We start from the raw sequence: 11,465 nt of genomic DNA on the forward strand, positions 1-11,465 counted from the left end.
AGGCGCATTATAGGGAGTTCTTCGGCGCTGACAAGCGGAAAAAGACAATTTTATTTCAACCGCTCACCTTTTCGCCACAACGCCTATTTTTGCTGCTTTTTGATGGTTTCCGGCAGCACTGCCAGGCTGTTAATCACGCAATCCGCTGCATTTTCCGCTTCAGGCGTGACAGGCTTGCCAGTACGCACCAGAATTTTATGACCCACGCCTGCCGCGGCAGCTGCCTGCATATCTTCCAGTTTATCGCCCACCATATATGAAGCGCTCATATCTATATGAAGGAACTCTTGTGCGGAAGTGAGCATACCCGGGTGTGGTTTTCGGCAATCACAGGTCTGGCGATACTCGTCTACGGTCCCCTGTGGGTGATGCGGACAATAATAGATACCGTCCAGATCAACGCCGCGATCCGCCAGTGACCAGTCCATCCATTCCGTTAAGGTCTCAAACTGTGCTTCGGTGAATTTACCGCGCGCGATACCTGACTGGTTGGTGACGACCACCAGCGCAAATCCCATCTCTTTTAATTCACGCATGGCTTCAATAACGCCATCGATGAATTCAAATTCGTCTATCTCATGCACATAACCATGATCGACATTAATTGTGCCGTCACGATCGAGAAAAATTGCGGGTACTGATTTTGCCACCGGTTTGCTCCTGAATAGGGATGTCTGCGTAGTATCTCATGTTTCACTGCGCAAGAAAGTGCTCATCGCGCAGAGTTGGATTGATTTAGACGTCTGGATGCCTTAACATCCGTTTTGTTGACGGTCATCGCCCGTATCAGGCAGCAGAAAATGCCACGGCTAACTTACATACGATAAAAATAATCTAATGATTAAACTTTCGAATATCACCAAAGTGTTCCAGCAAGGGAACCGTACCATTCAGGCGTTGAACAACGTTAGCCTGCATGTTCCGGCTGGACAGATTTATGGCGTCATTGGCGCCTCAGGTGCAGGTAAAAGTACGCTCATTCGTTGCGTTAACCTGCTTGAACGCCCGACTGAAGGCCACGTTCAGGTTGATGGTACGGAACTGACTACGCTTTCAGAAGCAGAACTGACTAAAGCCCGCCGCCAGATTGGCATGATCTTCCAGCACTTTAACCTGCTCTCTTCGCGCACCGTGTTTGGCAACGTTGCCCTGCCGCTGGAGCTGGATAACACGCCCAAAGACGAAATCAAACGTCGCGTCACCGAACTGCTGGATCTGGTCGGTCTGAGCGAGAAGCACGACACCTTCCCGGCCAACTTGTCCGGCGGACAAAAACAGCGCGTGGCGATTGCGCGTGCGCTGGCCAGTAATCCTAAAGTATTGCTCTGTGACGAAGCCACCAGCGCCCTGGATCCGGCAACGACCCGCTCGATTCTGGAGCTCTTAAAGGACATTAACCGTCGCCTGGGGCTGACCATCCTCCTTATTACGCACGAGATGGATGTGGTTAAGCGCATCTGCGACTGTGTGGCGGTGATAAGCCAGGGTGAACTGATTGAACAAGACACCGTCAGCGAAGTGTTCTCGCATCCGAAAACCCCACTGGCGCAGCAGTTTATTCAGGCCACGCTGCATCTGGATATTCCGGAAGACTATCTGGCACGTTTAAAGGCACAACCAGAAGCAAACAGCGTTCCAATGCTGCGGATGGAGTTTACCGGCAAGTCAGTGGATGCCCCGCTGCTGTCAGAAACTGCCCGCCGCTTCAATGTGAACAACAACATTATTAGCGCGCAGATGGATTACGCCGGTGGCGTGAAGTTCGGCATCATGCTGACTGAAATGCACGGTACGCAAGAAGATACGCAGGCGGCGATCGCCTGGCTGCAAGAGCATCATGTAAAAGTTGAGGTACTGGGTTATGTCTGAGGCAATGATGTGGTTGCTGGCACGCGGCGTATGGGAAACGCTGGCGATGACCTTCGTATCGGGCTTCTTCGGTTTTGTCATTGGTCTGCCGGTGGGCGTGCTGCTGTACGTTACCCGTCCGGGCCAGATAATTGAGAACGCAAAACTTTACCGCACGCTCTCCGCGCTGGTGAACATCTTCCGTTCCATTCCCTTCATCATTCTGTTGGTATGGATGATCCCCTTCACTCGCGTTATTGTGGGCACGTCCATTGGCCTGCAGGCTGCCATCGTCCCCCTGACCGTGGGCGCGGCACCGTTTATCGCCCGTATGGTTGAGAACGCGCTGTTAGAGATCCCATCGGGCCTGATTGAAGCGTCCCGCGCCATGGGTGCGACGCCGATGCAGATCGTTCGCAAGGTCTTACTGCCAGAAGCATTACCAGGTCTGGTCAACGCGGCCACCATCACGCTCATTACTCTGGTGGGTTACTCAGCGATGGGTGGTGCGGTAGGCGCCGGCGGTCTGGGACAGATCGGCTATCAGTATGGTTACATTGGCTACAATGCTACCGTTATGAATACCGTGCTGGTTCTGCTGGTTGTACTGGTTTATCTCATTCAATTCTCTGGCGATCGCATCGTCCGGGCTGTTACGCACAAATAACGTTACACAACACAAACTCGACGAGTTAAGGATAAAAACATGGCGTTTAAATTTAAGACCTTTGCTGCGGTAGGCGCGCTGATCGGCTCTCTGGCACTGGTAGGTTGTGGCCAGGACGAAAAAGATCCAAACCACATCAAAGTGGGTGTTATCGTCGGTGCGGAGCAGCAGGTTGCAGAGACGGCAGCGAAAGTGGCGAAAGAGAAGTATGGCCTGGACGTGGAGCTGGTGACGTTTAACGATTATGTACTGCCTAACGAAGCGCTGAGCAAAGGCGATATCGATGCTAACGCCTTCCAGCACAAACCGTACCTGGATCAGCAGATCAAAGATCGTGGCTACAAGCTGGTTGCGGTGGGCAATACTTTCGTTTACCCAATCGCGGGCTACTCCAAAAAAATCAAATCATTAGAAGAACTGCAGGACGGTTCTCAGGTAGCAGTACCTAACGATCCAACCAACCTTGGCCGTTCCCTGCTGCTGCTGCAGAAAGTGGGTCTGATTAAACTGAAAGATGGTGTTGGCCTGCTGCCGACCGTTCTGGACGTGACCGAGAATCCAAAAAACCTGAAAATTGTTGAGCTGGAAGCGCCACAGCTGCCACGTTCTCTGGATGATGCGCAGATCGCCCTGGCGGTTATCAACACCACTTACGCCAGCCAGATTAACCTGACGCCAGCGAAAGACGGTATCTTCGTGGAAGATAAAGACTCTCCGTACGTTAACCTGATCGTTACCCGCGAAGATAACAAAGATGCGGAAAACGTGAAGAAGTTCGTCCAGGCTTACCAGTCTGATGAAGTTTACCAGGAAGCAAACAAAGTCTTTAACGGTGGTGCAGTTAAAGGCTGGTAATCTTACCTTTGTGTAATATCATTCAGGACGGGCGTAAGCCCGTCTTGTCATTTATGCAGGCAACTGATTCAATATCTGACGATTTGATTATTCATTGAGGAAACAATATGCGTGCTTTACCGATCTGTCTTTTAGCACTGATGCTGAGCGGTTGTTCTATGCTAAGCAGATCTCCTGTTGAACCTGTTAAAAGCACAGCAACCCCGCCGAAAGTGGAGCCTGAAAAGCCAAAAGCACCACGTCCTGCGCCGGTCAGAATCTATACCAAGGCTGAAGATTTAGTGGGTAAACCGTTCCGCGATCTGGGTGAAGTCTCGGGCGAATCTTGCCAGGCCACCAACCAGGATTCTCCTCCAAATATCCCTACTGCGCGTAAACGCATGCAGATCAATGCCTCTAAAATGAAGGCCAATGCGGTTCTGCTGCACAGCTGCGAAGTTACCAGCGGCACACCTGGCTGCTATCGTCAGGCCGTTTGCGTAGGTTCTGCCCTTAACGTCTCGGCGAAATGAGTGCATTCCAGTTCGAGCAGATAGGCGTTATTCGCTCACCCTATAAAGAGAAGTTTGCCGTGCCACGCCAGCCTGGTCTGGTGAAAAGCTGTAGCGGCGAACTTCACTTGCTCGCGCCCTATAATCAGGCCGATGCCGTGCGCGGACTGGAAGCGTTCAGCCACCTGTGGGTGCTGTTTATCTTTCATCAGACCATGGCTGGCGGCTGGCGCCCTACCGTGCGCCCACCTCGTCTCGGCGGTAACGCCCGAATGGGAGTGTTTGCCACGCGCTCGACCTTTCGTCCAAACCCTGTCGGTATGTCGCTCATCGAACTGAAAGGCATTCGCTGCCAGAAGGATCAGGTGATTCTGGAGCTTGGCAGCCTGGATCTGGTGGACGGTACGCCCATAGTAGATATAAAACCTTACCTGCCCTTTGCAGAAGCCTTGCCGGATGCGCGTGCCAGCTACGCTCAGCAGGCCCCCCAGGCAGATACGCCAGTCTGGTTTACCGATGCGCTCACCCCCCAGTTGATCCAGCTGGAGAAGCGCTATCCTCGACTGCGGGAATTTATCATCGACGTGCTGGCCCAGGATCCCCGTCCGGCCTACCGTAAAGAGGAAGAGGCCGGGAAAACCTACGCCGTCCTGTTGCTGGATTTTAACGTTCGCTGGCGCGTTACCGCGGCGGGCTTTGAAGTGTTTGCCCTCGAGCCGCAGTAATTTTATCCTCTTCTCTTTTGGCATCTTTGCCACACTGGTAAACTAAACCACTTTTTTTGTGTCAGGCTGCCGGTCAGCCTGTTCCACTCTTCGAAATGGAACCGTAACAACATGCGTACTAGCCAATATCTGCTCTCCACTCTGAAGGAGACACCTGCCGACGCCGAGGTGATCAGCCACCAGCTGATGCTGCGCGCCGGGATGATCCGCAAGCTGGCCTCCGGGTTATACACCTGGTTGCCGACCGGCGTGCGCGTCCTGAAAAAAGTCGAAAACATCGTGCGTGAAGAGATGAATAACGCCGGTGCTATCGAGGTGTTAATGCCGGTAGTTCAGCCCTCTGAACTGTGGCAGGAGAGTGGTCGCTGGGAGCAGTATGGTCCGGAACTGCTGCGTATTGCCGATCGTGGCGATCGTCCATTCGTTCTCGGCCCAACGCATGAAGAGGTCATTACCGATCTGATCCGCAACGAGCTGAGCTCATACAAGCAGTTGCCGCTGAACTTCTTCCAGATCCAGACCAAATTCCGTGATGAAGTGCGTCCACGTTTTGGCGTCATGCGCTCTCGCGAATTCCTGATGAAAGATGCTTACTCTTTCCACACTTCTCAGGAATCGCTGCAGGAGACCTATGACAAGATGTACGAAGCGTACAGCAAAATCTTCTCCCGCATGGGTCTGGATTTCCGCGCCGTTCAGGCTGATACCGGTTCTATCGGCGGTAGCGCATCCCATGAGTTCCAGGTGCTGGCACAGAGCGGTGAAGACGATGTGATCTTCTCTGACTCCTCTGATTACGCCGCGAACATTGAGTTTGCAGAAGCCCTGGCGCCAAAAGCGCCGCGAGCTGCGGCAAACGAAGAGATGAAGCTGGTTGATACACCAAACGCGAAAACCATCGCCGAGCTGGTTGAGCAGTTCAATCTGCCGATCGAAAAAACGGTCAAAACCCTGCTGGTGAAATCCACCGAAGGCAGCGCCTACCCGCTGGTTGCTCTGCTGGTCCGTGGCGATCACGAGTTGAACGAAGTGAAAGCCGAGAAGCTGCCACAGGTTGCAAGCCCGTTAACCTTCGCAACGGAAGCGGAAATCCGCGCCGTCGTCAACGCGGGTCCTGGTTCTCTGGGTCCGGTGAATATGCCTGTTCCTGTTGTGGTTGACCGCACGGTCGCCGCGATGAGCGACTTCTCCGCTGGCGCGAACATCGACGGCAAACACTATTTCGGCATTAACTGGGATCGCGACGTCGCGACGCCAGAAGTGGCGGATATTCGTAACGTGGTGGCAGGCGATCCAAGCCCGGACGGCAACGGCACCCTGATGATCAAACGCGGTATCGAAGTCGGTCATATCTTCCAGCTGGGTGATAAATACTCCCGCGCGCTGAACGCCGCCGTTCAGGGTGAAGATGGCCGCAACCAGGTCCTGACCATGGGCTGCTACGGTATTGGTGTAACCCGTGTGGTTGCTGCCGCTATCGAGCAGAACTACGACGAGCGTGGCATCGTCTGGCCGGACAACATCGCTCCGTTCCAGGTGGCGATCCTGCCGATGAACATGCATAAGTCCTTCCGTGTGCAGGAGCTGGCGGAAAAACTCTACAGCGAGCTGCGTGCGCAGGGTATCGAAGTGCTGATGGACGATCGTAAAGAGCGCCCAGGCGTGATGTTTGCGGATATGGAACTGATCGGCATTCCGCACACCATCGTGATCGGCGATCGTAACCTCGATAATGACGAAATCGAGTATAAGTATCGTCGTAACGGTGAGAAGCAGATGATTAAAACCGGTGACGTGCTTGAGTATTTAATCAAAAACATCAAAGGTTGATGTCGTAAGAGGCCCTGATTTTCAGGGCCTCTTTTTTTACAAGGATTGTAAAAGATATGAAAATGCACAGGGCGTTGCATCGCCTGCTCGTTCCCTCTCTCTTTTTATTTTCCGGCTGTACGCTTGATGTCAGCAGACAGGAAAGCGCAGCAAATGCAGTAGAGGCTCAGTCGAAAAAATGGGCAATCAAACTGCAGCGCCAGAGTTCTCTTTCAGAAAAAAAGCTGCTCGAAATCACCGAAAAAGAGCTTAAAGCTGGCGATCTTCTCTTCTCATCCAGCATCGGGATTACGTCCCTTGGCATTCGCCTGCTCAGTACCTCTTCCGTCAGTCACGTTGCAGTTTATCTCGGCAATCATGATGTGGCAGAAGCGACAGGCAAAGGGGTGCAAATTATAAGCCTGGAAGATGCCATGCAGCACAGCGACAAATTATTCGCTTTAAGGGTGCCCAACCTGACACCCGAGCAAGCGGCAACCATTAAAGTATTTGCCGAACAGGCGCAACATAGCCGCTATAACTATCGGGGAATTATTGAGTTTGTTCCCTTCATGGTGACAAAACAGTTATGTTCGCTGAATCCCTTCTCAGAAACTTTTCGCCAGCAGTGCGTTAGCGGCTTTGCCACTGCACAATTAAGCAGAACAAGCGAAGATGAAAAAAAGGCGTGGTTTTGTTCGGAATTTGTTAGCGATGCCTTCCTGAAAGCGGGTCACCCGCTGACGATGGCAGAATCAGGCTGGATAAGCCCTGCCGATTTGATGCATATGCGTGAAGGCGATATCTCCACCTATAAACCTGAAACAGAGCTACGGTACATTGGCCATCTCAAACCCGGAATTTACATCAAAACGCGTCGCTTTGTAGGACTCAGGCCCTGATAATTGGGCCGGCAACCCCCTCCGGCCCAGCTTCTCAACGAGACTGACAATCTTTGCCAGCCTGGAAGGCTGCATCTTTATCGACTATCAGCGTTTTAACGCTTTGACCACTGTCCGGGTTGGCCTCAAGAGTAAAATGCCCGTTCACGGTGAGCAGCACCGGTTTAGTATCATTTCCGCGCGCCGCCGCGTAATCCCGCTCCAGCTGCGCGTTATTCGCTACGCTCACCTTTTTGCCGGTGGCACAGTCGGTGAAGCTCGCCGCATCAGCCATATAGAAATACATGCCGCGCATCGCCATTGGTGTTGATGGCAGGGCAGCGTTAACGGGCGCCAGGGTGTAGTTAAACTGCGACTCGATCGGATTTCCTTCCCGATCGAGCATCTCCAGCCCTTCGCCTTTCGCCCGGAAATAGTGCTTTTCGCCCTGCGTGTCCGTCAGCACCAGCTTATCCGCTGTTCGCGCCCAGCTGCCATAGCTGGCGAAAGAGGAAGGCGCCTTTGCCCCCTGATAATGTTGGTTCATTACCCAGGTGCCATCTTTTTCCAGAAACAGTGAGGTTTCGATACCTTCGCAGTCGGCGCAGGGTAAAACGCCCCGCCAGCTCTGCTGCATCGGTTTTAGCGCCTCTTCATGGGCTGGCTCCAGCGCCTGCACCTCTGCCCGGTTATGACATCCCATCAGGATGGCCAGCGCGCCTGCAGCCACCACTGAAAATATTGCTGTTTTCACATCAGATTCCTTTTCTCAACCCGCCTGCTCCCCGTTAATCCTGGGGGCCTCGAACTTTGCCACGCAGTGCTTTGACGGTCGATTTTTGTGATTTAGAAGCCAGACGGCGCTCTTTCGATGCGCGTGTCGGGCGGGTTGCCCGCCGGCTTTTTTGCACTGCCGTTAACTCTTGTATTACCGCCACCAGCCGGGCAAGCGCGGCTTCCCGGTTCATCTCCTGGCTGCGGTACTCCTGCGCCTTGATAATAATCATGCCGTCAGAGGTGATCAGATGATGGCTGGCGGCGAGCAGGCGCTCTTTATAATACTCTGGCAGGCTGGATGCCCGAATGTCAAAGCGCAGATGAATAGCCGTTGAGGTTTTGTTCACATGCTGGCCCCCTGCTCCCTGGGCGCGGATCGCGGTGATCTCCACTTCATGATCGGGCAGGGCGACGGTTCGGGAGACTACGATCATGAACGGGACTGCCAGGCTTCCGGATGAATTTCCAGATTATTCTCAGCATCCGACAGCCAGATGGCGCCATCCTGAATGGTTGCCTGCAGAATCATGGTTCGACCGGCAAATGCGCTCAGCTTAGCCAGTTGATCATCATCCAGATACCAGACAGACAGGTTGGCAAACTGGGCGCACTTATTCTTGTTCTGCTGCCACCAGATCTCCGCTGCGCGGCTGTTGTAGGTAAAGAGCGCCACTTCAGCAGATTGCGTGCAGGCTTTCTTGATGCGACGCTCATCCGGCAGGCCCAGCTCAATCCAGAGATCGATACCCAGATGATCGTTGAGCAGCCAGGCTTCCGGCTCGTCTTCCGCGCTTAACCCGCGGGTAAATTGCAGGCGCTCATTGGCGTACTTAATCCACGCCAGCAGGCGCAGCATCATGCGCTCTTGCGTTTCGGAGGGATGACGCGCTAGCGTCAAGGTCGCATCCAGAAACTGATTGCGGTCTAAATCCGCCACATTGACCGCGGCTTTGTAAATTGTCGCTTTAAGCGCCATGAGAGAACTCCTTTCGAATCAGGTGCGCATTGTAGCGAAATCTCCGCCAAAAGGCTGTTACAGGCTTGAGAATGTCTGCGACATCAACCTGCTGATATTGCTTAAATGAGTATGGTATAGTCACCTTGCTAAACCGAGTTTATCTTCGTAGGCTTAATGGTATCTCACAGTAAAGTCAGTGCGCTGGCAGGAGGGGATGTGGATAATTATTGTGAGCTAATTCGCAAACGGTATGCGGAGATTGCCAGCGGCGATCTGGGGTATATCCCCGATGCGTTGGGCTGTGTATTGAAAGTTCTGAATGAAATGGCGTCGGATGACACGCTTTCAGAATCGGTCAGAGAAAAAGCAGCATATGCTGCTGCGAATTTACTGGTGAGCGATTATGTCAATGAATGATACCTATCAACCTATTAACTGCGATGATTACGACAATCTCGAACTCGCCTGCCAGCATCACCTGCTTCTTACGCTGGCGTTAAAAGATGGCGAAGTGCTGAAGGCCAGGGCGAACGATCTGGTTTCCCGTAAGAACGTGGAGTATCTGGTTGTGGAAGAAGGCGGCGCAACGCGCGAACTGCGTCTCGATAAAATAGCCAGCTTCAGTCATCCCGAAATCGGCACCGTTGTGGTGAGCGAGTCCTGATCCCGTGTAACGGGCAGCCTGCTGCCCGTTACGTTTTCCACTCCAGCTCTACGCCCCGCTCCGCTTCAGCCGCCCCTTCATGCGTTACAAACACCCCCGCCGCTGCCACCAACGTTTCTCCGTAGAATAGAAGCGGCGTGCTGTCCCGACGCCAGGGGGCAACGTTAAGTTCCTGCCAGATTTTTTTGATCTTGCGTCCGCCGTTTCGCCCGACAATGTGCAGCGTACCGCTGGCGCGAAAGCGCACCGTCACGGGCTCATCTGCCCGCGGCAGTCGAAGAGCGCCCCCCGTCTTGAGATGAAGCGTACCCAGCCCTTCCGGCAGAGAGAGGGGCCGCTCCAGCAACGGCCAGTCGATAACCCGATCGGCCAGCGAGGCGTGGACTTTCACCCACCATAGCTGACCGCGAAAGCGACGAATTTCACCTTCGCCGGAACGCAGCCGCGGTGCCGCGTCTTCCCGGGCCAGCACCACCTCATCCCAGATGCGATTAAGCATGTCGCGTGACGGCATTAACGCCCCGTGCAGCGCCAGCCATCGGCGCAGCAACGCGGCCCGGCGTACCGCACTCATCGCCTGTAGCGGCGCGATAGCCAGCGCCCCGTCTGGGGAGACTAATGTTGAAAGCTCGTCTGCCAGCAGTTCATCCAGCAGGTGCTCCTGCTCCGCGCACAGCGTGGCGCTGCGGGAGGTGGCCTGAGCAAAATGCGGCCAACGCTCTGCCAGCAGCGGCAGGACGCGCAGACGCAAAAAATTGCGGTCATAGCTGTCGTCCTGGTTGCTTTCATCCTCAATCCAGCGCAGATCCCAACGCTGCGCCCAGGCCAGCAGCGAGTCTCGCGTTTCACCAATGAGGGGACGAATTTGTTCGGTACCGGCAAAACGCGCCCGCGCGGGCATGGCCGACAGCCCCGCCGGGCCACTGCCGCGCTTTAGCGCCAGCAGAAAAGTTTCACACTGATCGTCCAGATGTTGCGCCGTGACCAGCGCTTCATCCGGTAACAGGGCCTCACGAAAGGCGGCATAACGCGCTTTACGCGCCTGCGCCTCCAGCCCCAGCCCCTCCTCCGCCAGCGTTACCCGCGCCACGATCAGCGGGATATTCCACTGCTGGCACAGGTGCTGGCAATGGGCGACCCAGCTGTCGGCGTGGGGGCTCAGGCCATGGTGAATATGGATAGCGCGCAGCTCAAGGTCCGGCTCCTGTTCCCGCCACAGCATTAGCTGATGCAGCAATACCGTGGAATCCAGGCCACCACTAAAGCCCACCAGCAGTCGGCGGTACGGGTGAAGAGCTTGCTGAAGGTCGGCTGTGGTCATCGTCGTCATTTATCCAGAAAGGTGCCCGGCACGTTACCGGGCATTCCCTGGCGAGGCAAGCGTTACTGCTGGTAGAGCTCCAGCGGCAGGCCATCAGGATCGTTGAAAAAGGTGAAGCGCTTTCCGGTGAAGGGATCGATACGGATGGCTTCGCACTTAACACCGTGGGATTCAAGATGCTCTACCGCCTGGTCAATGTCATCCACACTGAACGCCAGATGACGTAAACCGCAGGCTTCGGGCCGGGACGGACGCGCCGGCGGGAAGGGGAACGAAAAGAGCTCAATGACATACTGACCATTCAGCGCCAGGTCGCCTTTCCAGGAATCACGCTCTTCGCGGTAAAACTCACTTTGCAGGGTAAATCCCAGCGTATCGCAGTAAAACGCCTTACTGGCGGCATAGTCGGTGGCAATGATTGCAATGTGATGAACCTGCTTTAAACCCAGCATAGCCTCTCCTTATTGGT

At 54.3% G+C, this 11,465-nt stretch carries 15 protein-coding genes; 9 read left to right on the plus strand and 6 right to left on the minus strand.

Annotation, left to right across the window (positions count from 1 at the left end; translation table 11 throughout):
* Positions 1-83: 83 nt before the first annotated feature.
* A complete protein-coding gene (gene gmhB, locus B3X29_RS01730) occupies positions 84-650 on the minus strand; it encodes a D-glycero-beta-D-manno-heptose 1,7-bisphosphate 7-phosphatase (protein ID WP_103178360.1) in 567 nt (188 codons plus the stop codon).
* Between the two features lie 187 nt (positions 651-837).
* Between gmhB and metN the strand changes: the two genes are divergently transcribed.
* The 7 genes from metN to B3X29_RS01765 all read left to right on the plus strand — a co-directional run bounded on the left by metN (position 838) and on the right by B3X29_RS01765 (position 7,297).
* Complete coding sequence (gene metN / locus B3X29_RS01735; protein WP_103178359.1) at positions 838-1,869, plus strand: methionine ABC transporter ATP-binding protein MetN; 1,032 nt, start codon at positions 838-840, stop codon at positions 1,867-1,869.
* Positions 1,862-2,515 (plus strand): methionine ABC transporter permease MetI, encoded by a 654-nt coding sequence (locus B3X29_RS01740; protein ID WP_039030285.1) that lies wholly within the window; start codon positions 1,862-1,864, stop codon positions 2,513-2,515. The genes metN and B3X29_RS01740 overlap by 8 nt, the downstream gene beginning before the upstream one ends.
* A gap of 39 nt (positions 2,516-2,554) precedes the next feature.
* The gene (gene metQ / locus B3X29_RS01745; RefSeq protein ID WP_039030286.1) at positions 2,555-3,370 is read left to right on the plus strand and encodes a methionine ABC transporter substrate-binding lipoprotein MetQ; all 816 of its coding nucleotides are present in this window, start codon (positions 2,555-2,557) and stop codon (positions 3,368-3,370) included.
* Positions 3,371-3,477: 107 nt separating this feature from the next.
* Positions 3,478-3,882, plus strand: a complete 405-nt coding sequence (gene rcsF / locus B3X29_RS01750; RefSeq protein ID WP_103178358.1) for an Rcs stress response system protein RcsF — start codon at positions 3,478-3,480, stop codon at positions 3,880-3,882.
* Positions 3,879-4,586 (plus strand): tRNA (N6-threonylcarbamoyladenosine(37)-N6)-methyltransferase TrmO, encoded by a 708-nt coding sequence (gene tsaA, locus B3X29_RS01755; protein ID WP_159339959.1) that lies wholly within the window; start codon positions 3,879-3,881, stop codon positions 4,584-4,586. The genes rcsF and tsaA overlap by 4 nt, the downstream gene beginning before the upstream one ends.
* 111 nt (positions 4,587-4,697) lie before the next feature.
* Entirely contained in the window at positions 4,698-6,416 is a 1,719-nt protein-coding gene (gene proS / locus B3X29_RS01760; RefSeq protein WP_159339960.1) for a proline--tRNA ligase, read from the plus strand.
* Between the two features lie 56 nt (positions 6,417-6,472).
* Complete coding sequence (locus tag B3X29_RS01765) at positions 6,473-7,297, plus strand: YaeF family permuted papain-like enzyme (RefSeq protein ID WP_159339961.1); 825 nt, start codon at positions 6,473-6,475, stop codon at positions 7,295-7,297.
* Positions 7,298-7,331: 34 nt separating this feature from the next.
* Here the strand turns inward: B3X29_RS01765 and nlpE are convergent, their stop codons facing one another.
* The 3 genes from nlpE to B3X29_RS01780 are packed head-to-tail and all read right to left on the minus strand — an operon-like array spanning position 7,332 to position 9,029.
* Positions 7,332-8,030, minus strand: coding sequence for an envelope stress response activation lipoprotein NlpE (gene nlpE, locus B3X29_RS01770; protein ID WP_156653939.1), 699 nt, complete (start codon positions 8,028-8,030; stop codon positions 7,332-7,334).
* Between the two features lie 34 nt (positions 8,031-8,064).
* Positions 8,065-8,487, minus strand: coding sequence for an alternative ribosome rescue aminoacyl-tRNA hydrolase ArfB (gene arfB / locus B3X29_RS01775; RefSeq protein WP_159339962.1), 423 nt, complete (start codon positions 8,485-8,487; stop codon positions 8,065-8,067).
* Positions 8,484-9,029: a YaeQ family protein gene (locus tag B3X29_RS01780; RefSeq protein WP_103178352.1), complete on the minus strand. Its 546-nt coding sequence runs from the start codon at positions 9,027-9,029 to the stop codon at positions 8,484-8,486. Before B3X29_RS01780 ends, arfB begins: the two co-directional genes overlap by 4 nt.
* Positions 9,030-9,227: 198 nt before the next feature.
* Here B3X29_RS01780 and B3X29_RS01785 point away from each other — a divergent pair, with 198 nt between their 5' ends.
* Both B3X29_RS01785 and rof read left to right on the plus strand, forming a co-directional pair.
* A complete protein-coding gene (locus B3X29_RS01785; RefSeq protein ID WP_103178351.1) occupies positions 9,228-9,428 on the plus strand; it encodes a YaeP family protein in 201 nt (66 codons plus the stop codon).
* Positions 9,415-9,675 (plus strand): Rho-binding antiterminator, encoded by a 261-nt coding sequence (rof, locus tag B3X29_RS01790; protein WP_103178350.1) that lies wholly within the window; start codon positions 9,415-9,417, stop codon positions 9,673-9,675. The genes B3X29_RS01785 and rof overlap by 14 nt, the downstream gene beginning before the upstream one ends.
* 28 nt (positions 9,676-9,703) lie before the next feature.
* Here the strand turns inward: rof and tilS are convergent, their stop codons facing one another.
* Positions 9,704-10,996 carry a tRNA lysidine(34) synthetase TilS gene (gene tilS, locus B3X29_RS01795; protein ID WP_159339963.1) on the minus strand — a complete coding sequence of 431 codons (1,293 nt, stop codon included), beginning with the start codon at positions 10,994-10,996 and terminating at the stop codon, positions 9,704-9,706.
* A gap of 62 nt (positions 10,997-11,058) precedes the next feature.
* Entirely contained in the window at positions 11,059-11,448 is a 390-nt protein-coding gene (locus B3X29_RS01800) for a VOC family protein (RefSeq protein WP_103178348.1), read from the minus strand.
* Positions 11,449-11,465 lie beyond the last annotated feature (17 nt).

Source organism: Leclercia sp. UBA5076, assembly GCF_002416465.1.
Lineage (GTDB): Bacteria > Pseudomonadota > Gammaproteobacteria > Enterobacterales > Enterobacteriaceae > Enterobacter.